Here is a 20957-nt window from a genome sequence, read left to right as displayed (position 1 = left end):
AAGAGTGGACAAGCAATGACTATGCAGGCCACCTGAAGTGATGGCCGCGGGAGGAATGGCATGGCCGAGGAACTGGAAACCGAGCGTCCCGACGTTCGCGAGGATGGACGCCGCCCGCCGCGGGCGGTGGTCGGTTCGCATCGCGTCGAGGAGGAGATGTTCGGCAAGGCCTTCGACGGCAACATCGTCAAGCGCATCTGGGTTTTCGTTCACCCCTATCGCCGCCAGGTCCTCTGGTCCGTCGTCGCCGTTCTGACCTTCACGATGATGCAGCTCGCCATCCCGCTGATCATCCGTTATGCCATCGACCACGGCATGTCGCCGGGCGGCAACCATTCAGCCTTGGTCTGGTCGATCGTCGCCTTCACCATCGCCATCCTCATCAATTATGCGGCAAGTTACGCGCAGGAGACGCTGGTCGGCGGCGTAGCCGAAGAGGTGCTCTTCGATATCCGCAAGGCGATGTTTTCGCATCTCCAGCGCGTCTCGCTTTCCTTCATGGACAAGACCGAAGTCGGCCGGCTGATGTCGCGCCTGCAGGGCGACGTCAACTCGATGCAGGAATTCCTCGAAACCTCGGTGCTCTCCGTCGGCGACATCGTGCTGCTCTTCGGCATCGTCTTCGTGATGCTCTATCTCGATTTCAAATTGGGACTGCTGACGCTCTCGGTGCTGCCGGTGCTCTTCATCGTCCGGCTGTTCTGGCTACCGCTGGCGCGCAAATCCTTCATGGCCGCGCACGAGACCAATTCGGTCGCGAACGGTGCGCTTGCAGAAGCGATCCACGGCGTGCGTGCCGTCCAGAGCATGGATAGGCAGGGCGTCAACTTCACGCTTTACGACGACAAGGCGCATGCCAACCTCAAAACGCATCTGACGGCGGCGCGCTATGCGCAGGTGATGGTGCCGATCGTCGACAGCCTGACCGGTGTGGCGATGGCGCTCGTCATCGTCGTCGGCGGCGCCCGCGTTCTCAATCAGGCACTCGATGTCGGCGTGCTCGTCGCCTTCCTGTTCTACATCCAGCGCTTCTTCGACCCGATCCGTTCGCTGACCCTGCAATATTCGGTGATGCAGCGCGCCATGGCGTCGGGCCAGCGGCTGACCGAAGTGCTCGACGTGCCTGTCGACATCAAGGACGCGCCCGACGCCAAAGCCTTGTCGCGCGACATGGACGGATCGGTGGAATTCAAGGACGTCGTCTTCGGCTACAATCCGAAACATCCGGTGCTGAAGCACGTCAGCTTCAAGGTCAATCCCGGCGAGACGGTAGCGCTGGTCGGGCCGACAGGGTCCGGCAAATCGAGCTGCATGTCGCTGATCCATCGCTTCTACGACGTGCAGCAGGGCCAGGTGCTGGTCGGCGGCGACGATGTGCGGGCGCTGACGCAGGATTCGCTCGGAGCGCAGATCGCCATGGTGCTGCAGGAGCCCTTCCTCTTCACCGGCACCGTCTTCGAAAACATCCGCTACCACAAGCTGGAGGCGACGCGCGAACAGGTGATCGAGGCGGCCAAAGCCGTCGGCGCGCATGACTTCGTGATGCGCCTGCCCGATGGTTACGATAGTGTCCTCGGCGAGCGCGGCGGCAACCTTTCGCTCGGCCAGCGCCAGCTTTTGAGCTTTGCCCGCGCATTGGTGGCGGACGCGAAGATCCTCGTCCTCGACGAAGCGACGGCCAATATCGACAGCTATACCGAGATGCTGATCCAGAAGGCGCTGGTGAAGCTGCTCGAAAACCGCACCGGCCTCGTCATCGCCCATCGCCTCGCGACGATCCGTGAGGCGGACCGCATCATCGTGCTGCAGAACGGCGAAATCATCGAAAGCGGCGACCACCGCCAGCTGATGAAGAACGGCAAGCTCTATTCCAAGCTCTACAACCTGAACTACTCCTCCTTCGACGACATTCCCGAAGACGTGCTGGAAGAGACGACGGCAGCGGAGTCGGCGACCTAGCATCGTGCGAGGATTGAAAGTGTTAGAGCGACCTTTGTGCGTCCGTGAGGACGCACGGCGCTCTAATCTCAGGATATGCATTAATGGCTGTCGCAAAGTTTGAACGAACAAACGCCTTGCTGCCGCATTTATTTCCTATCGGGGGACGAGTGCCACTGAGGAGAATGTTATGAAGAGAGTTATTAGCAGCCTGTTGATCGCAACGGCCCTTGTTGGATCGGCCATTCAGCCCGCTGCCGCGCGTGATCGCCATCATCACGATGACACGGGCCGGGCTATCGCTGGCGGCGTTGCCGCAGGCGTCGTCGGCGGTCTGATCGGTGGCGCGATCGCCAATAGCGGCCCTCGCTACGTCGATGGTCCGCGTTATGTCGATGGTCCCCGCTATGTCGAACCGGCGCCGAGATGCTGGTATGAGGACCGCGATGTCCGCAACCGCTATGACGGCGGCTATCATACCGAAACCGTGCAGGTCTGCGAGTAGCGGGCGGACCTTACCTCCTATGGCGTCGCGGATCTGATGATTCGTCGCCGCCGCTGATTTTCGCCCATCAACCGAGGCTGCATCCGCCAGCCTCGGTTTTTTTCTGCTTGGGCCAATGCAGTTGGTTCGCAGTCACTCCCCACAGCAAAAATTTCTGGCTGCTTCGTCCACCTGTCATCCGGCTGTTAGAAACGACCAATAGCTGAAAGCCGATGAATGATGGTCCAGTGAATGGCGGCAAGACGCCAAAGAAAGAACGCATGCGCTTCGTCAGCGCCGAGCAGGTGGCGCAATTGGCGGGCGTTTCGCGCTCCGCCGTCTCGCGTACCTTCACGCCGGGCACCAGCGTGGCGCCTGCAACGCGCGAAAAGGTGCTGCGGGCGGCGGAAGAACTCGGCTACCATGTCAACGACCTGGCGCGCGGCGTGCTTGCCAACCAGAGCCGCCTCGTCGGCATCGTCGCGACCCGGCCGGAAGTGGGTTTTCGCGCACATCTAGCGGCAGCCCTTGCCAAATGCCTGATCAAACGCGGCAGCATTCCGATCCTCATCAATACCGGCCAGACCGAAGATGAGCTGCTCGCCGCCCAGAAGATGCTGATCGGCCATCGTGCCGAGGCAATCATCATCCTGTCCGGCTCGCCGCCGGCGAGTTTCTTCGAACTCGCACAGCGAAATGGCCAGCCGCTCGTCGTGATCGGCCGTTCGGAACTAGGCGCCGACCATGTGCGCGTCGGCAACTCCGAGGCCTCCCGCAAGGCGGCGACCGCCTTTTACGAAAGCGGCAGACGGCGGCTGGCGGTCATCGGCTCCAACACCGGAACGCCTTCCATCATCCAGCGCGAAAGCGCCTTCCTGTCGACAGCCGAATCGCTCGGCACATCCGTCGTCGTCGGACGCGGCGGCGATTCCGACTATGACGGCGGCGTCACCGCCGCACGCGCGCTCTTCTCGCAGACAATAAAGCCAGACGCCGTTTTCTGCGCCAACGACCAGATTGCCTTCGGACTGATGGATGTCGTGCGCCTGGAAGCGCGGCTGCGCATCCCCGAAGACGTCGCCGTCATCGGCTTCGACGACGTACCGGAATCCTCCTGGCTGAGCTATCAGCTGACCACCTTCCGCCAGGATCCGTTGACCATGGCGCAGCGCGCCGTCGAGCTGATGGAGCGGCGGCTTGAAAACCCGGGCTTGCCTCCGGGTTACGAACGCGTCATTCCGGAGCTTGTCATCCGCCAGAGCTTCAGACCCTGACCCTCCCCCACGGCTTTTCGCAGGCTCCATCCTGTGGCAAGAAGGGTTGACGGTTTATTTGACGCATGTCGTTATCCCAAAACCGCTGCACACTTTTGGGCGACATGCATTGGGGAGGAAGATCGCCGGAGATGAAGGGAATTCGCCAGCTCGCCGAGCATCTCGACATTTCGATCGGGACCGTGTCCCGCGCGCTGAACGGCAAGCCCGACGTCAACGACGAAACGCGCCGGCGCGTGCTCGCCGCCGCCGAAGAGCTCGGTTACGTCGCCAATCAATCGGGCCGCAGCCTTCGCCAGGGCATGACCAACGTCATCGGGCTGATGCTCGAAGTGAGCCGCGAGACGGTCGAAAACAGCGACGACTTCTTCCTTGGCGTCACCGACGGCCTGCAGAGCGTCTTTTCCCGCCACAAACTCGATCTCGTCATGCTGCCCTGCCCCGATGACGAGGACCCGCATGAATATCTGAAGCGCATGGTGGCGCGCCGGCTTGTCGACGCGCTGATCCTCTCGGCGACACGACGCACCGATAGGCGCATCGAGCTTCTGGAAAAGGCCCGCATCCCCTTCGTGGCACTCGGTCGTAGCGCGTCGGGCGGCAGCTACACCTGGATGGACCTCGATTTCGAGGGCGTGGCGGCGCGCGGCGTCGACCGGTTGGTCGCCAAAGGCCATCGGCGGATCGCCGTGGCCGCCCCCTCCTCCGACATCAATCTCGGCTATCTCTTCCTCGACGCCTACCGCCAGGCGCTTCAACGGCACGATATTCCCTTCGACCCGGCCTTCGTCATCCGGGTCAAGTCGAGCGAACAGGGCGGCTATCAGGCCGGCCACGAATTGCTGATGATCGAGCCGCGGCCGACGGCGATCATCCTGATCCACGAACTGATGGCGATCGGGCTTTACCGCCGGCTTGCCGAGGCCGGCATCGTGCCCGGCCGCGACCTCGCCGTCGTCGGTTTTCGCGAGGAGCCGCGCACGCATTTCCTGCAGCCGACGCTGACCTCCTTCCGCATGTCGCTGCGCGATCTCGGCGCGCAGCTCGGCGAAACCCTGCTCGCCACCATGCCGGCCTATGCCGATCACTATCCGCAGGGCGCCCGCAACAGGATCTGGCCGCTGGAACTCGTTCCCGGCGAAAGCGACGCGTTCACGCTGACGGCCTGAAGCCCGTCGCGTAGAGTACTTTTGACGGCTTGATCAGACCCGGCTCGGAGCCGCCGAATGCTCCCTGTGCGACAGCTGACGCGTGACGACGAAGACCAGCAGGGCTCCGGCAGCCAGGCAGGCCGCCAGGAAGAACATCGGTGCGATCGTGCTGCCGCTCGCTTCCTTGATCCAGGGCACGACGTTCTGGGCGACGAAACCGCCGAGATTTCCGACCGAATTGATGGCGGCAAGGCCGGCTGCAGCACCCGCCCCCTTGAGGAAACGTGAGGGCAGGCTCCAGAACACCGGCTGGGGCGCGAAAATCCCGGCAGCGGCGACGCAGAGGAAGGCGAATTGCAAAGTGTGGTTCGGGATCAGCGCCGAGAGCAGCAGGCAGGCGGCGCCGATGAAAGCCGGAATGACGATATAGGGCGTCTTCGATTGCGCCTTGTCGGCCATGGCGGGAACGGCATAGAGCGCGATCGCGACCAGCACCCAGGGAATGATGTTGAGGAAACCGTTCACCGTGTTGCTGACGCCGAAAGCCTTGACGATGGTCGGCAGCCAATAGCTGAGGCCATAGGCCGAAAGCGGAAAGGCGATATAGCAGAGCGCCATCAAAAGGACACGCGGATCGATGAGCGCCTTGAAGCCGTTTCCGGCATGCTCGCCCATGCCGGCATTTTCGGAAGTGAGCCTTCGTTCCAGCCACTGCTTCTCCTCGTCATTCAGGAAGCTTGCATTTTCAGGCCGGCCGGGGAGATAGAAGAAGGTGAAGATGCCGGCGATCACAGCCGGAACGCCCGTCGCCAGGAAGACCCACTCCCAGCCGGCAAAGCCGTAGAGACCGTCGAGATCGAGCAGCACACCGCCGAGCGGCGCACCGACGGCATTGGCGATGGCGCTGAAGATCATGAACAGCCCGACCATCCTGCCGCGATAGGTCGACGGAAACCATAGCGTCAGCAGATAGAGGACGCCGGGAAAGAAGCCGGCTTCGCAGACACCGAGTAAAAAGCGCAGGATATAGAACATCGTCGCGTTCTGCGTGAAGGCGAGCGCGATGGTGACGATACCCCAGGAGACCAGGATGCGGGCGAACCAGACACGGGCGCCGAGCCTGTCGAGGAAGAGGTTGCTCGGCACCTCGAAGAGAAAATAGCCGATGAAGAAGAGCGATGCGCCAAGACCATAGGCATATTCGCTCATTCCAAGGGCATCGACCATCTGCAGCTTGGCGAAACTGACGTTCTGCCGGTCGATATAGGCGATGAGATAAAGGATGCCGAGAAACGGCATCAGCTTCCAGGTGATTTTCGAGATCAGCCGCTTCTCGTCGACCATAAGTATTCTCCGGTATGACCATGCTTGGGGATCGGGTTAAATAGCGCGGCCAGCCGATATTCAATCGGGCGCGGCATTTTCTCGCAGCCGCAACCCTGATGATGTGACCGTACCCGAAGCCGGGTACGGTCACTTTGATCATTCGGCAGCGGCGACGGCGGCGCGGCGGCCAATCGTCGCCTGGGTCAGCACGAAGGCTGCGAAGGCGCAGAGCGCGATGCCGGCGGCCATCGGAACGGCTGTGCCGTCGAAGAAGACGCTCGATATGACCATGGCGACGGCGGCGATCACGAAATGCAACGTGCCCATCAGCGACGAGGCGGTGCCGGCGATCTCGCCGTGATCCTCGAGCGCGAGCACCGCGCTCGTCGGGATGACGAGGCCGAGGAAGCCGTAGCCGATGAACAGGAAGGTCGCCAGGACAGGCAGCTGGTTGAAGCCCGCGGCCATCACCACCGCCATGACGACCATGGCAAGGGCAAAAGCGCTGACCGCAATCCGCATGACGCGCACGAGGCCGAAACGCTCGCCGAGCCAACCCGTCGCCTGCGATACCGCGAAAAAGGACACGGCATTGATCGAGAAGGCGAAACTGTATTGCGTCGGCGTCAGCCCGTAATGCTGGATCAGCACGAAGGGCGAGTTGGCGAGGTAGACGAGGAAGCTGGAAATGCCGAGGCCGCCGATGAAGGTCAGCGTCAGGAAATTGCGATCGGCAAGCAGCAGGCGGTAGGCCGCCATGGCGCTCTTCAGACCGCTGCCGCTGCGTTCGGCCGGTGAACGGGTTTCGTCAAGCTGGGTGGCGAGCAGGACGAGGCCGATGAAGGCGGCGATGGTCACGGCCCAGAATACGCCGCGCCAGCCGTAGAATTCGATGACGGCGCTGCCCGTCAACGGCGCCAGGATCGGCGAGATCGAAAAGACCAGCATCAAGAGTGACATCAGGCGGGCGGCCTGCACACCGGTATGCATGTCGCGGACGATGGCGCGCGGAATGACCATGCCGGCGGCACCGCCGATACCCTGAACGAAACGGAAGGCGATCAGCGTTTCGATATCGGTCGCCAGCGCACAGCCGATCGAGGCGACGGAAAAAAGGCCGATGCCCAGATAGAGCGGCAGCTTGCGGCCCCACATATCCGACAACGGACCATAGACCAACTGGGCGAGCGCAAAGGAGATGAAGAAAGCGAGAAGGGTGAGCTGGGTGACATTGTTATCGGCATGCAGGTCCTGTCCAATGGACGGCAGCGCAGGCAGATACATGTCGATGGCAAAGGGCCCGATGGCCGACAGAAGGCCGAGAATGAGGGCAATGCGAAAGAAGGGAGCCGTCATAATGGTGATCTTTCATAAAAGCGCGGCGGAGGTACCGGATCGTCGCTCCGCCACATTGCTCTCAGGGTTGAATGATGATCGTTCGCGCGAAGACGAAGTTGGGAGCTCAAATCTCCAGCGGAAGCCAAGAGTGTCAATAAATTTGGACACAGATGTAAATCTAGACGCCATTGTCTAAAACGTCAAGACGTCTTATCTTCGCACTCATGAAAGATCGCATGACATCGGCAGCCCGGATAACGGGGCATACGCAGCGCGGACAATGCGCCAAGCGCATGTCGATCCTCGATGCCGCGGCCGACGTATTCTGCCGCCAGGGCTTTGCCGGCGCCAGCATCGACGAGATCGCCGCCGTGGCCTGCGTATCCCGCCAGACGATCTACAATCACTATCGCGAGAAGGAGACGCTGTTCGTCGCAGTCATCGAAGATGTCATGAACCGCGCCAACGCCATGCTCTTCTCTGTGTTGTCGACCTTCCCCGATCGTGCCGACAATCTGGAGGACGAGCTGACGGCGTTTGCCGTGCGCCTCAACAAGAACTGCATCTGCAACCACGACGGAAAATTCCTGCGCAAGCTGGTGCAGACCGAAGGCGAGCGATACCCGCACCTCTTCGAAAGCTGGCGCCAGCAGGGACCGGGCAAGCTGACCACCGCACTGTCCGCACTTTTCGGACGGCTTGCCCATAAGGGCGCGCTCACCATCGACGATTTCGACGTCGCGGCGAGGCAGTTCGTGGCACTCGGCAATGCCGATCTGCAGATGATGATCCTTCTCGGAGGCACACCCACCGATGAAGAGCTGGAAAAGGCGGCGCGCAACGCCGTCCATACCTTTCTCAAGGCCTATGGCAGACCGGAGGCGGAAGAGGCCGACCATCCGCCGCAGCTCGCAGCCATATCCGGCTGATCAGGCCTTTACGTCAGGCCCCGTCCGATCAGGCAAAGACCGTCATTTGTGATGGTACGACCGCAAACATGCCGACACGGCGCGCGGCAAGATATTTCACCAGCTGTTCGACAACCGAAGGCATGACCGGCTTCTGGACCACGCCGACCGCGCCCTTGACGCCGTCAGCCACCACTTCGGGATTGCCGGTCATGAAGACGACGGCAATGCCATGCTCTTGCGCCAGCTGTCGGCCGATCTCAGGCCCTGTCGGGCCGTCGGCAAGATTGATATCGACGAAAGCGATATCGGCAAGCGGCGCCAGCCGCAACGCCTGTTCGCGATCATTCGCAAGGCCCGCGACCTGCATGCCCATGCCTTCCACCGTCGCCTCGAGATCCAGGGCGATCAGGAATTCATCTTCGACGATCAATACTCTCTGTTTCATGAGATCATCTCGTTGCCAGCGCCGCACAACATTGGTGGCCATGATACGTCCCCTTGGTTACGCCTGTACTTCTAAAGAGGGATCCGCTCCGGCAGCCTATCCCACGCGAAACTCACGGTGGTAACGGGCGACTCTATGATATGTTCCGCAGTGGAACGTGATTTCCTGTATTTAAGATATTGTTAACGTTGACAAATCCTTAAAGTGACGGATTTGAAGCAAAAAGAGGCGCCCGGAGTGTTCGATCTCAAGTGTGCGCCTTCTGGATGAGGGGGCGATAGGACGGTATAATCCTTCCGTTTGCTTAAAGATGAGAATCATATTGAGAAACAAATTTATCGTTTTAGCCGCCGTGCTCATCAGCATGTTCGCCTACACGAAATTGATGGCCAAGGTCGGCTCAGGCTCGCCACCTCCCGATATGTCGTTGGAGCAACGGGCCGACCTCATTCGCGTTTACAAATCCGAACGTCGCATGGTCCTTTTCAGAGGCGAGACTCCCATCTCAACATACCGCATTTCTCTTGGGCGGGCTGCCGATGAGGGTCCCAAGCAACGAGAAGGTGACGAGAAAACACCTGAAGGCCATTATGAAATTGACTGGCGAAAATCCCAAGTCCATGGCGCATCTGAGCCTGCACATTTCATATCCAAATCCGGAGGATCGCCGCAACGCTCAGGCGAATGGCTTTCCTCCCGGCGGCAATATCATGATCCACGGCCTTCCCAATGGCTGGGGCTTATTCGGAAACGTCCATCAACTACTGGATTGGACGGATGGGTGTATTGCGGTCACCAACGCGGAGATGCGCGATATTTGGGCCCGGGTCCCCAACCATACGCCGATAGAAATTGTGCCCTGAACTATCGCTCTAAGCTGTCGGCTTCATCAGCTCTTGGTTTTCAGCACGAGGACCGGTTTGCCGCGGTAGTCGGCGGGAAATAACGACTTCAGGTTCTCGATTTTCGGCAGGTCGTTGTAGACGATATAGGGATAGGTCGGATTGAGCGTCAGGAAATCCTGATGATAGGCCTCGGCCGGATAGAAGCCGGTGGCTTCAGACACCTTGGTGACGATCGGCTGCGGGAAGACATGCGCTTTGTCCAGCTGGCCGATATAGCTCTCCGCAACCTTGCGCTGCTCGGGATCGGAGACGAACAGCGCCGAACGGTATTGCGTTCCCTGGTCCGGTCCCTGGAAATTCAGCTGCGTCGGGTTGTGCGCTACAGAGAAGAAGATCTGCAGCAACTTGCCGTAGGTGACCTGTTTCGGATCGAACGTCACCTGGACGGCTTCGGCATGGCCCGTCGAGCCGGTGCTGACGGTTTCGTACTGCGCCGTTTTGGCGTCGCCGCCCGCATAACCGGAGACGGCGTTCTCGACACCCTTCACGTGCTGGAAGACGCCCTGGACACCCCAGAAACAGCCGCCGGCGAAAATGGCAGTCTCGGTGCTTGAGCCGGCCACCTCGTCAACGGCGGGCGGCGGGATGACGACGGCATCCTCGGCCGCGTCCGCCACACACACGCCTAGCGAGAATAAAGTGGCGGCAAGGAGCGCGGCAAGGCTCCTGCGGTGGGAAGACGTGGACATGGCGCTACCTCCTGCGATTGCCCAAATCCTTGCTCATCCCCGCCAAAGCCGCAAATCACAAGGCGGTCACTCACGCCGATGTGACAGCCAGACGAAAGCGCCTGTGCGAACATGAAACAGCGCTCAACTTGAGTTGACAATCTCGCGAGGAGTGAGGAGAGTGCCCGCCGGTCAGAGCCAGCATTTCCGGGGGGAACCTATGTCCGTGCGCTCATTCTTTGCTTTCGCGACAATCGCATTTTCCATGATCGCCATCAGCTTTCCCGCCGCCGCTGCGGATACCAAGCGCGACATCCAGACGATCAAGGACGCCGATTTCTTCGGCTTCGATCTTCGCACCGAGCAGAACGTCTCGCTCGATCAGTGCAAGACCTCCTGCATCGGCGACAAGAGCTGCAAGGCCTTCACCTACAATCCCAAGGTGAAATGGTGCTTCCTGAAATCCGATTTCAAGACGATGAACGCCTTCCCCGGCGCCATCGCCGGCAAGATCGTCGAAACGGCCGGCCAGCAGGAGCGGGATATCGGCGCGGCGCCGCGCCTGACCTTCCTGAGCAACGATCTCATCCAGCAGGCCCACGACTTCAAGGACAATCTTACCCTCGCCGACGACCAGCAGGGCCAGGGCGTCGACAGCCTGACGGCCAACGCCCGCCTCGACCTCACCGCCAACAACCTGGCCGACGCGCTGAAGTCCTTCCATGGTGCGCTGTCGATCACGCCTGACGATGCCGATCTCTGGCTCGAAACCGCTCGCGCCGCAGCGTCGCTCGGCAGCGCCGAGAGCAGCACAACGGGACAAGCGGTGGTCGACGCGCTGAACGGCTACGAGCTGACGCGCACCAAGGCCAAACGCGCCGAGGCGCTGACCGTGCTCGCCACTGCGCTGGAGCGGAACGCCAATTACCGCCCGGCGCTCGACGCCTACAAGGCGAGCCTGGCACTCGTCGCCGCCGAGGATGTGCAGGCGGCCTATCTGCAGCTGAAATCGACGCGGGGCTTCCGCATCACCGAACACACGGTCGATGCCGACAGCGCCACGCCGCGCGCCTGCGTCACCTTCTCCGAAGCGCTCGTCAAGACCACCGACTACACGCCCTTCGTGACGCTGAACGGCGAAGCGCCGAAGGCTTTGGAAACCAAGGACAAGCAGATCTGCGTCGAGGGACTGACGCACGGCCAGACCTATAAGATCGGCTTCCGCACCGGCCTGCCGTCATCAGTCGACGAAGCGCTCGAAGCAGCCGTCAGCATCGACGTCTATATCAAGGACCGCAGCCAGATGGTGCGCTTCACCGGCGACAGCTTCGTGCTGCCGTCGACGGCGCGCCGCGGCATCCCGATCGTCTCGGTCAACATGGCCTCGGCCAACCTCAAACTCTACCGCATCGGCGATCGCGCCATTGCACCGCTGCTGACCAATTCGCAGTTCCTGAGCCAGCTCGACGGCTACAGCGCCCAGAACATCCAGGATCAAAGCGGTGAACTCGTCTGGCAGGGCTCAATCGACATCGCCAACGAGCTCAACAAGGACATCGTCACCAGCTTCCCGGTCGACGAGGCGCTGCCCGAGCGCAAGCCCGGCATCTACGTGATGACAGCAACGGCGGCAAACGGCCCGGCGCAGGAGTGGAATTCGCAGGCGACGCAGTGGTTCCTGGTCTCCGATATCGGCGTCACCACCTATGCCGGCACGGACGGGCTCAACGTCTTTACCCGCTCGCTGGCCTCGGCAAAGCCGATCGCCGGCGTCGAGCTGCAGCTGCTCGCCAAGAACAACGAAGTACTCGGCACCGCGACGACCGACGCGGACGGCCGAGCCACATTCACCGCCGGCCTGATCCGCGGCACGGCGGCGCTAACGCCCGCCGTCATTGCCGCCACGAACGGCACATCGGACTACGTCTTCCTCGACATGACGCGTGCCGGCTTCGACCTTTCCGACCGCGGCGTGACCGGCCGCGCAGCACCCGGTGCGATCGACGTGCTGACGTTTACCGAACGCGGCATCTACCGCGCCGGCGAGACGGTGCATGCGCAGTCGCTCGCCCGCGACACCGATGGAAACGCCATCGAGAAGCTGCCGCTCACCTTCATCTTCAGCCGCCCCGACGGTGTCGAAGACCGGCGGATCGTCAGCCAGACCAGCAATCTCGGCGGTTATACCGTCGATTTCCCGACCCAGGAAAACGCCATGCGCGGCACCTGGACGATGAACATCTATACCGATCCCAAGGGCAGCGCGATCGCCACCAAGAGTTTCCTCGTCGACGATTTCGTGCCCGATCGCACCGACATGGAGATCAAGACCGAGTCCAAGGAAGTCGGTCCAGACACACCGGCGACGATCACCGTATCGGGCAAATATCTCTACGGCGCCCCAGCCGCCGGCCTGACGCTCGAAGGCGACGTCGTCGTCAAGCCGACGCGTGAGAGTGCGGCCTATAAGGGCTTCCTCTTCGGCCTCGCCGACGAGGAGGCGAGCGAGGATTCGCGCCAGCCGATCGGCGGCCTGCCGGAACTCGATGAGAATGGCGAAGCCTCGACGGATCTCACCATCAGCGAGCTGCCGGCCACGACGCAGTTGCTCAACGCCACTGTCTATATGCGCATGCAGGAGGCGGGCGGCCGGGCCATCGAGCGATCCCTGACCATTCCGGTGAAGAACGAGCGCGCTTCGATCGGAATAAAGCCGGAATTTTCCGACGATCTGCAGGAGAACTCGATCGCCAACTTCACGGTGATCGGCGTCAATGCCGCCGGACAGAAGCAGGAGGCGAAGGGCCTGCGCTGGAAATTCTATAGTCTCAACCGGCAATACCAATGGTATCGCGAGGGAACGGCCTGGAAATATGAACCGGTCTACACCGCCGAGCAGATCTCCAACGGCAGCGTCGACGCGACGATGGACGGCGGCAAGATCTCCGTGCCGGTGACCTGGGGCCGCTATCGCCTCGAAGTGGAAAGCCCGGATGCCGACGGCCCGACCTCCAGCGTCGAATTCGACGCCGGCTGGTTCGTGACCTCGACCTCGACCGAAACGCCCGACGGGCTGGAGATCGCCCTCGACAAGAGCAGCTACAAGATCGGCGAAACGGCCAAGCTGAAAGTCACCTCGCGTTATGGCGGCGAGCTGATGGTGACGGCCGGAACCGAAAAGCTGGTTGCCGTACAGAACGCCACGATCGGCGAGACCGGCGGCGAGGTCGACATCCCCGTTACATCAGATTGGGGTGCCGGCGCCTATGTGACCGCCACGCTCTTCCGCCCCGGCGACGCCCAGGACAGCCACATGCCGATGCGCTCGATCGGCATCAAATGGCTGAAAATCGATCCCGAACAGCGGGCGCTGCAGGTGACGCTCGACACGCCGGAAAAGATGTTGCCGCGCGGGCCACTGGACATTGGCCTGCAGGTGGCGGGCGCCGGCGCCAACGAGGATGCCTATGTGACGGTTGCCGCCGTCGATGTCGGCATTCTCAACCTGACGCGCTACGAACCGCCGAACCCGGAGGACTGGTATTTCGGCCAGCGCCAGCTCGGCCTTGAAATCCGCGACCTCTATGGCCGCCTGATCGATGGCTCGCTGGGTGCGACCGGCAAGCTCCGGACCGGCGGCGATGGCGGCGCCATCGCGCTGCAGGCAAGCCCGCCGACGCAGAAACTCGTCGCCTTCTTCTCCGGGCCGGTGAAGCTCGACGCAGAAGGCAAGGCCAATGTCTCCTTCGACATCCCGCAGTTCAACGGCACGGCGCGCGTCATGGCGGTCGCCTGGTCGAAATCAGGCGTCGGCCACGGCGTCAAGGACGTCATCATCCGCGATCCCGTTGTGGTGACCGCAAGCCTGCCGAAGTTCCTCTCCCCCGGCGACAAGGCCAATCTGCGCCTCGATATCGCCAATACCGATGCGCCGGCCGGCGACTACAAGCTGCAACTGACCGGCAATGACGCGGTCGGCATCGAAGAAGCGTCCGCCTCGCAGACGATCCGCCTCGAGGCCGGCGCGAAATCCGAGCTGACGCTTTCGCTCATCGGCAAACAGCCGGGCGCCGGCAGTGTCTCGATCAATCTCTCCGACGCTTCCGGCCTTTCGCTCGACCAGACGGTCGACGTGCCGGTGCGCCCGGCCTCCTTGCCGATCACCGAACGCAGGGTGCTGGCGCTGAAGCCGGGGGCAAAGCTCACCGTCGACAAGAACCTGCTGGCCGACAGCGTGCTGCCCGGCGCTTCGATCAGCGTCAACGTCACCCGTTCGGCCGCCTTCGATATCCCAGCCCTGCTGATGACGCTCGACCGCTATCCCTTGGGATGCGCCGAGCAGACCACCAGCCGGGCGCTGCCGCTGCTCTACCTCGCCGAAGTGGCGAAGCAGGCGGGCATGGAAAACGACGAGGATGTGCAGAAGCGCGTGCAGGATGCGATCTACCGCGTGCTCTCCTATCAGGCCTCGGCCGGCAGCTTCGGTCTCTGGGGACCGGATTCGGGCGATGTATGGCTCGATTCCTACGTCACCGATTTCCTGACGCGGGCCCGCGAAATGAAATATGACGTACCGGAAAGGGCTTTCGTGCAGGCGCTCGAAAACCTGCAGAACACGCTGTCCTACACAACCGACATCAAGGGCCAGGGCGACCAGATCGCCTATGCCATCTACGTCCTTGCGCGCAACAAGAAGGCCGCGATCAGCGATCTGCGCTACTATGCCGATACGATGATCAACGACTTCCCGACGCCGCTCGCCAAGGCGCATATCGCCGCCGCGCTGGCGCTCTACGGCGATGCACAGCGTTCGAAGACCATTTTCCTCGACGCGCTGCAGATGTCGGAGCAGTCGATGGTGTCACGCGTGAACCTGTCGCGCACCGATTATGGCACGATCCTGCGCGATGGTGCGGCGATCCTGGCGCTCGCCGCCGAAAGCCGGCCGGTGCCGCCCGTCATCCCGGAACTCGCCAAGGCGGTCGGCAAGGAATGGGAGCGCAGCAAATACAAGAGCACGCAGGAAGAAACCTGGATGCTGCTTGCCGCGCGCGCCATCCAGGGCGGTGACGATGGTCTGAAGGTCGATGTCAATGGCGCCGCACACACCGGTGCCTACATGGCACGCATGACCGGCGATGCCCTGGCCGACCATCCGTTAACGCTGACCAACCAGACCAACGACGCGGTTTCGGCTGTCGTCACCACCGTTGCCGCCCCGACAGTGCCGCTGCCGGCCGGCGGCGACGGCTTCCTCATCGAGCGCAGCTATTACACGCTCGACGGCGAGCAGGCGAATGTCAGCGAGGCGAAGCAGAACGAACGCTACGTCGTCGTCATCCATGTGCGCGAAACCAATGACTGGCCGTCGCGCATCGTCATCACCGACCTTCTGCCCGCCGGCTTCGAGATCGACAATCCCAATCTCGTCGACAGCGCCCAGATGACGAATTTCGATTGGATCGGCGAGATCTCCGCTGCCCATACCGAATTCCGCTACGACCGCTTCGTCGCCGCCTTCAACCGCGCAGCAGGCGACAATCGCGAATTCAACGTCGCCTATGTCGTGCGCGCCGTCACCCCCGGCACCTACGACCATCCGGCCGCAAATGTCGAGGACATGTACCGGCCGGAGCTTTCGGCCCGCACGGCGACCGGCAAGATGGAGGTCGTGGCAGCGCAATAATGAAGCGGTGGCACAAGTTTGCGATCGGATCCGCGGCCGGCATTGCTTTTGCCGGCGCGGCTCTCTTTGCGCTCGACGCTGCCGACAAGGCCTATCCGCCGCCACTGGACAGGGCGAATGCCGTGTCGGCCGAAGTGCTGGATGCCGATCGGCAATTGTTGCGTGCGTTTGCGACGTCGGAGGGCCGATGGCGGCTGAAGACGACGGTCCCCGACGTCGATCCGCAATTCCTGCGCATGCTGATCGCCTATGAGGACCAGCGTTTCTACGACCACCGCGGCGTCGACCCCTGGGCGCTCGGGCGCGCTGCCGTGCAACTGATCAGCAATGGCCGCATCGTCTCCGGCGCCTCGACGCTATCGATGCAGGTGGCGCGGCTGATCGAGCCGCGCGAAGGACGCTCGCTTTCGGCAAAGCTCCTGCAGCTGGTGCGCGCCGTGCAGATCGAGCGGCGGCTGTCGAAGGAGGAGATTCTCGACCTCTATCTGACGCATGCGCCCTATGGCGGCAATCTCGAAGGCGTGCGGGCCGCAAGCCTTGCCTATTTCGGCAAGGAACCGCGCCGCCTGACGGTCGCCGAGGCGGCGCTGCTCGTCGCCCTGCCGCAATTGCCGGAACGGCGCCGGCCGGACCGCAATCTCAAGGCGGCCGAGGCCGCGCGCAAGCGTGTGCTCGACCGCGTGGCGGTCGCCGAGGCCGTTGGCGACGGCGAAGCGGAGCGAGCTGAAGGTGTTGCAGTCCCATCGCGGCGCATGCGATTGCCCGCACTGGCCGCCCATGTCGCCGAAGCGGCGCTGCGCAAGGAGGCGACGGTCCTCAAGCATCAGACGACGTTGAAGAAACAGGTGCAGCAGGGGCTGGAGGCGGTTGCGCGGGCAGCGGCCATGAAGCTCGGGCCGAAGCTTTCGCTCGCCATGGTGATGGCGGATGCGCAAACCGGCGCGATCGTCGGCGAGGTCGGCTCGGCCGATTATTTCGACGCCAACCGCTCCGGCTGGATCGACATGACGCGCGTCAATCGCTCGCCGGGCTCGACGCTGAAGCCCTTCATCTACGGGCTCGCCTTCGAGCAGGGCCTGGTGTCCCAGGAGACGATCATCGAAGACCGGCCCGCCGATTTCTTCGGCTACCGGCCGCGCAATTTCGACATGAGCTATCAGGGCGACGTCACCGTGCGCGAGGCGCTGCAGCTTTCACTGAACGTGCCGGCCGTCAAGCTGCTCGATGCCGTCGGCCCGTCGCGGCTGATGGTACGCTTCCGCCGCGCCGAGGTACGCCCGGTGCTGCCGCCGAATGAGACGCCGGGGCTTGCGATCGGGCTTGGCGGCGTCGGCATCACCCTGAAGGATCTGGTGCAACTCTATACGGCGCTCGCCAATCGCGGTCAGCCGGTTAGGCTCGGCGACGGCGTCACCGGCGCACCGGCCAAGCTCGACAGCGAACCGCTGCTGGAGCCGGTCGCGGTCTGGAACGTCGCCGATATTCTCTCCGGCGTCATTCCCCCCGCCGGCGCGCCGCAGCGCGGCATCGCCTACAAGACCGGCACGAGTTACGGCTATCGCGACGCCTGGTCGGTCGGCTATGATGGGCGTTATGTGCTCGGCGTCTGGGTCGGACGGCCTGATAACAGCGCCGTGCCGGGGTTGACCGGCTACGGCACTGCCGCACCGATCCTGTTTGAAGGTTTCGCCAAATCCGGCATTGCGACGACGCCGCTGCCCCGCCCGCCTGCAGGCGCCGTGCGCATCGCCCAGTCCGAGCTGCCGATCAGCCAGCGGCGTTTCGCCCTCAATGCCAGCGGCCTGCTCGCCTCCGGCCGCGAGGCCGCGCCGCAGATCATCTATCCGCCCGAGGGCGCGCATGTCGATCTCGGCGCTGGGCAAGGCAGGCTGTCACCGCTGATGCTGAAGCTCCAGGGCGGCCGCGCGCCCTTCCGCTGGCTTGCCAACGGCAAGCCGCTGCCCGACCTCTCCCGCCGGCGCATCCAGCAATGGCTGCCCGATGGCGGCGGCTACTCCAAACTGACCGTCATCGACTCGGCCGGACGCGCCGCAAGCGTCGGCGTCTTTATCGACTAGCGCATCGTGCTTTGCGCGTCTCAAAAGACGCGCGGCGCTGTAAGGGAACAAAAACCCCGCTGCAACCGTTCGGGAGGGTCTCTTTCCAACATCAGCGGCCTCATGACACTCCCGACAGCGACCTACCGGATACAATTCCGCAACGGCATGACCTTCGATCGCGCCTGCGACCTCGTCCCCTACCTCAAGACGCTCGGCATCAGCCACCTCTACGCCTCTCCGATCTTCACCGCCGTCAGTGGCTCGACCCACGGCTATGACGTCACCGACGCCAACGAAATCGATCCGGCGCTCGGCGGCCGGGCCGGATTCGAGCGGCTGACGGTAAGCCTTTCCGCCGCAGGCATGGGATTGATCCTCGACGTCGTCCCGAACCACATGGCGGCCTCGCCGGAAAACGGCTGGTGGCGCGACGTACTGGCATTCGGCCGGCAGAGCGCCTATGCCCGCCACTTCGACATCGACTGGAGCGAACCGCTGACCCTGCCGCAGCTCGGTCAGGATTTCGATCGCGCGCTGGCCGATGGCGAGCTGCGCATCGCGCTCGACGAAACACATGGCAATTTCGCGCTCGGTTACTTCGAGACGCTGTTGCCGTTAAACCCCAGCAGTTACGGCGCACTCGCCAACCGGCTCGATGACCCGGTCGCAACGAGAATGGCGGAGGCTGCGGCCGTGACGTCAGGCGAGGACTTCGCCCGGGCGATGCGTGACATTCTTTTCGAAGGCGGCGATGGGGCACTCCTCCGGCAAAAACTCGAAGACGTCTCGTCCGACCGCGATTTCCTCAAAAGCCTGCTTGAGGGACAGCATTGGCGGCTGACCCACTGGAAGGATGCGGCACGGCATCTGAGCTATCGCCGTTTTTTTGAGGTGACCGGCTTGGTCGGCATCCGCGTCGAAGATCCAGCCGTGTTCGCGGATATGCACCGGCTGGTGATCGAGCTGGTGCGCCATGGCAAGGTCCAGGGCCTGCGCATCGACCATGTCGACGGGCTCGCCGAACCCACGGCCTATCTCGACAGGCTGCGGGAGGCGGCCGGACCGGACACCTATATCGTCGTGGAAAAGATCCTCGGCACCGGTGAGGTCCTGCCGGAGAGCTGGCCGGTCGCCGGCACCACGGGATATGAATTCATCGCCGCACTGAGCGAGCTGTTCATCGACTCCGGCGGTCTGCGCATATTGGACGATGCCTATCGCAGCATCGCCGGCGACACGGGTGATCTTGAGACGGGCCGGCGAATTGCCAAGCGTCTGATGGTCGAACGCAATTTCGCCGGCGAGACCGACAGGCTGGTGTCGATCGCGGCAGGTATCTTTCCCGAGCTAAAAAGAGACGAGATCGCCACCGCGCTCAGCGAGTTGCTGATCGCCTTTCCCGTCTACCGCACCTATGGCGACGGCGGCCCGCTTTCCTGGCAGGATTCAGCGGTGCTTGCGGCGACCGCCTCGCAAGCCATGGCGCGGCTCGACGATCGGCGTGCATGCGACCATGTGCTGAAGCTTCTCGAAGGCAAGGTCGAAGGTGACGCGGCCCACGACTTCCGTATCCGCTTCCAGCAATTGAGCGGGCCGGTGATGGCGAAGGCGACAGAAGATACGTTGTTTTACCGCTATAACAGGCTGCTTGCCGCAAACGAAGTCGGCGGCGAACCGGGCAAGGCGCCTGGCGGCCCGGAGGAATTCCACCGCCGCATGGCCGAGCGGGCGCGGCTGCAGCCGCATGGGCTTTCGGCAAGCGCCACCCACGACACCAAACGCGGCGAGGATGCGCGCGCGAGGCTTTATGCCCTGAGCGAGGGTGCGGATGTTTTTGCCCAGGCGGTCGAGCGTTGGCGAGAGATGAACCGGCCGTGGCTCAAGGATCTGCCGGAGGATGCCGCGCCGGAACCAAATGTCGAATGGATGCTTTATCAGGCGCTGGCCGGCATCTGGCCGGAGGATTTCGACAGAGGACAGACGGAAGAACTCCGCGAACGCTTCACCGATTATGCGGTCAAGGCGGTGCGCGAGGCAAAACTGCGCAGCGGCTGGACGGAACAGGATGCCGCTTACGAGGAAGCGGTCACCACCTATGCTGCGGCGCTGGTTTCGCCTGACAATGATGTCTTTCTCGAGGATTTCGAAAGGGTGCTGCAGCCTTTCATCGCGGCGGGTTACCTCAACAGCCTGTCGCAGACGCTGCTCAAGCTGTCGGCCCCCGGCATTCCCGATATCTACCAGGGTGCGGAGGGCTTCGATTTCAGCCTCGTCGATCCCGACAACCGCCGGCCGGTCGATCATCTGCGGCTGACGGCCTGGCTTGATGAAGCCGGGCCGATCGCCAGGCTGCAGGCGGCGGCGCTGAAGCAGCGCATCGTCGGGATCGGCCTGCAGCTGCGCCAGCGGCACGCGGACCTCTTTGCGAGAGGCGACTATCTGCCGCTGAAGGTGACGGGCAACCGGCGCGACCATGTGCTTGCCTTTGCCCGGGTGCATAAGGGTGATTTCGCCATCGTCGCGGCGCCGCGGCTGATGTTCGGTTGGCTAGATCCCGGCGTGCTCTTTGCCGGCCCGGAGTTCTGGGAAGATACGGCGATCGCCGTCCCCTCACCGCTCCACGGTCTGAAGGCGGATCTGGTGACCGGAAAGACGATCGAGCCCGGGGGCAGCATTTCGGTCGCCGCCCTGCTGGGGAGCCAGCCGGTTGGGCTGATTACTCCAATCTGAGGATCAGCCGCCGCAAAAATGGCGTCCATGAAAATAGTGCT

At 62.7% G+C, this 20957-nt stretch carries 12 protein-coding genes and 1 pseudogene; 9 read left to right on the top strand and 4 right to left on the bottom strand.

Annotated elements, in window-relative coordinates:
- Nucleotides 1-60: 60 nt before the first annotated feature.
- The 4 genes from B5P46_RS14900 (at nucleotide 61) to B5P46_RS14885 (ending at nucleotide 4865) form a co-directional block, all read left to right on the top strand.
- Nucleotides 61-1959: an ABC transporter ATP-binding protein gene (locus tag B5P46_RS14900; protein ID WP_129419326.1), complete on the top strand. Its 1899-nt coding sequence runs from the start codon at nucleotides 61-63 to the stop codon at nucleotides 1957-1959.
- A 169-nt stretch (nucleotides 1960-2128) separates the two neighbouring features.
- The gene (locus B5P46_RS14895) at nucleotides 2129-2443 is read left to right on the top strand and encodes a hypothetical protein (RefSeq protein WP_129419325.1); all 315 of its coding nucleotides are present in this window, start codon (nucleotides 2129-2131) and stop codon (nucleotides 2441-2443) included.
- A 212-nt stretch (nucleotides 2444-2655) separates the two neighbouring features.
- Nucleotides 2656-3696: a LacI family DNA-binding transcriptional regulator gene (locus B5P46_RS14890; RefSeq protein WP_129419324.1), complete on the top strand. Its 1041-nt coding sequence runs from the start codon at nucleotides 2656-2658 to the stop codon at nucleotides 3694-3696.
- Nucleotides 3697-3827: 131 nt separating this feature from the next.
- Nucleotides 3828-4865 carry a LacI family DNA-binding transcriptional regulator gene (locus B5P46_RS14885; RefSeq protein ID WP_129419323.1) on the top strand — a complete coding sequence of 346 codons (1038 nt, stop codon included), beginning with the start codon at nucleotides 3828-3830 and terminating at the stop codon, nucleotides 4863-4865.
- Between the two features lie 33 nt (nucleotides 4866-4898).
- Here the strand turns inward: B5P46_RS14885 and B5P46_RS14880 are convergent, their stop codons facing one another.
- Both B5P46_RS14880 and B5P46_RS14875 read right to left on the bottom strand, forming a co-directional pair.
- Complete coding sequence (locus B5P46_RS14880; RefSeq protein WP_129419322.1) at nucleotides 4899-6191, bottom strand: MFS transporter; 1293 nt, start codon at nucleotides 6189-6191, stop codon at nucleotides 4899-4901.
- A 138-nt stretch (nucleotides 6192-6329) separates the two neighbouring features.
- Nucleotides 6330-7529: a multidrug effflux MFS transporter gene (locus tag B5P46_RS14875; protein ID WP_029872120.1), complete on the bottom strand. Its 1200-nt coding sequence runs from the start codon at nucleotides 7527-7529 to the stop codon at nucleotides 6330-6332.
- A gap of 170 nt (nucleotides 7530-7699) precedes the next feature.
- Between B5P46_RS14875 and B5P46_RS14870 the strand changes: the two genes are divergently transcribed.
- The gene (locus tag B5P46_RS14870; RefSeq protein WP_129419321.1) at nucleotides 7700-8440 is read left to right on the top strand and encodes a TetR/AcrR family transcriptional regulator; all 741 of its coding nucleotides are present in this window, start codon (nucleotides 7700-7702) and stop codon (nucleotides 8438-8440) included.
- Between the two features lie 28 nt (nucleotides 8441-8468).
- On the opposite strand, the gene B5P46_RS14865 is transcribed toward B5P46_RS14870, so the two are convergent.
- Nucleotides 8469-8909, bottom strand: a complete 441-nt coding sequence (locus B5P46_RS14865; RefSeq protein WP_026158358.1) for a response regulator — start codon at nucleotides 8907-8909, stop codon at nucleotides 8469-8471.
- Between the two features lie 379 nt (nucleotides 8910-9288).
- Between B5P46_RS14865 and B5P46_RS14860 the strand changes: the two are divergent.
- Nucleotides 9289-9730: pseudogene (locus B5P46_RS14860) on the top strand (L,D-transpeptidase family protein).
- 26 nt (nucleotides 9731-9756) lie between these two features.
- Here B5P46_RS14860 and msrA read toward each other — a convergent pair.
- Entirely contained in the window at nucleotides 9757-10461 is a 705-nt protein-coding gene (msrA, locus tag B5P46_RS14855) for a peptide-methionine (S)-S-oxide reductase MsrA (RefSeq protein WP_129419320.1), read from the bottom strand.
- 199 nt (nucleotides 10462-10660) lie between these two features.
- Here msrA and B5P46_RS14850 point away from each other — a divergent pair, with 199 nt between their 5' ends.
- From B5P46_RS14850 to treY, 3 genes are all read left to right on the top strand, one after another.
- Nucleotides 10661-16126 carry an alpha-2-macroglobulin family protein gene (locus B5P46_RS14850; RefSeq protein ID WP_129419319.1) on the top strand — a complete coding sequence of 1822 codons (5466 nt, stop codon included), beginning with the start codon at nucleotides 10661-10663 and terminating at the stop codon, nucleotides 16124-16126.
- A complete protein-coding gene (gene pbpC, locus B5P46_RS14845) occupies nucleotides 16126-18204 on the top strand; it encodes a penicillin-binding protein 1C (protein ID WP_129419318.1) in 2079 nt (692 codons plus the stop codon). Before B5P46_RS14850 ends, pbpC begins: the two co-directional genes overlap by 1 nt.
- Before the next feature lie 102 nt (nucleotides 18205-18306).
- Complete coding sequence (gene treY, locus B5P46_RS14840) at nucleotides 18307-20916, top strand: malto-oligosyltrehalose synthase (RefSeq protein WP_129419317.1); 2610 nt, start codon at nucleotides 18307-18309, stop codon at nucleotides 20914-20916.
- The last annotated feature ends 41 nt before the right edge of the window (nucleotides 20917-20957 follow it).

The organism is Rhizobium leguminosarum, assembly GCF_004123835.1.
Classification (GTDB): Bacteria; Pseudomonadota; Alphaproteobacteria; order Rhizobiales; family Rhizobiaceae; genus Rhizobium; species Rhizobium leguminosarum_M.
This window is presented reverse-complemented; position numbering and strand designations above follow the sequence as displayed.

Coding starts and splice junctions, on each gene's coding strand:
- B5P46_RS14875 (WP_029872120.1), bottom strand. CDS start 7,529: ATGACGGCTCCCTTCTTTCGCATTGCCCTCATTCTCGGCCTTCTGTCG.
- treY (WP_129419317.1), top strand. CDS start 18,307: ATGACACTCCCGACAGCGACCTACCGGATACAATTCCGCAACGGCATG.
- pbpC (WP_129419318.1), top strand. CDS start 16,126: ATGAAGCGGTGGCACAAGTTTGCGATCGGATCCGCGGCCGGCATTGCT.
- msrA (WP_129419320.1), bottom strand. CDS start 10,461: ATGTCCACGTCTTCCCACCGCAGGAGCCTTGCCGCGCTCCTTGCCGCC.
- B5P46_RS14890 (WP_129419324.1), top strand. CDS start 2,656: ATGAATGATGGTCCAGTGAATGGCGGCAAGACGCCAAAGAAAGAACGC.
- B5P46_RS14865 (WP_026158358.1), bottom strand. CDS start 8,909: ATGGCCACCAATGTTGTGCGGCGCTGGCAACGAGATGATCTCATGAAA.
- B5P46_RS14885 (WP_129419323.1), top strand. CDS start 3,828: ATGAAGGGAATTCGCCAGCTCGCCGAGCATCTCGACATTTCGATCGGG.
- B5P46_RS14900 (WP_129419326.1), top strand. CDS start 61: ATGGCCGAGGAACTGGAAACCGAGCGTCCCGACGTTCGCGAGGATGGA.
- B5P46_RS14895 (WP_129419325.1), top strand. CDS start 2,129: ATGAAGAGAGTTATTAGCAGCCTGTTGATCGCAACGGCCCTTGTTGGA.
- B5P46_RS14850 (WP_129419319.1), top strand. CDS start 10,661: ATGTCCGTGCGCTCATTCTTTGCTTTCGCGACAATCGCATTTTCCATG.
- B5P46_RS14880 (WP_129419322.1), bottom strand. CDS start 6,191: ATGGTCGACGAGAAGCGGCTGATCTCGAAAATCACCTGGAAGCTGATG.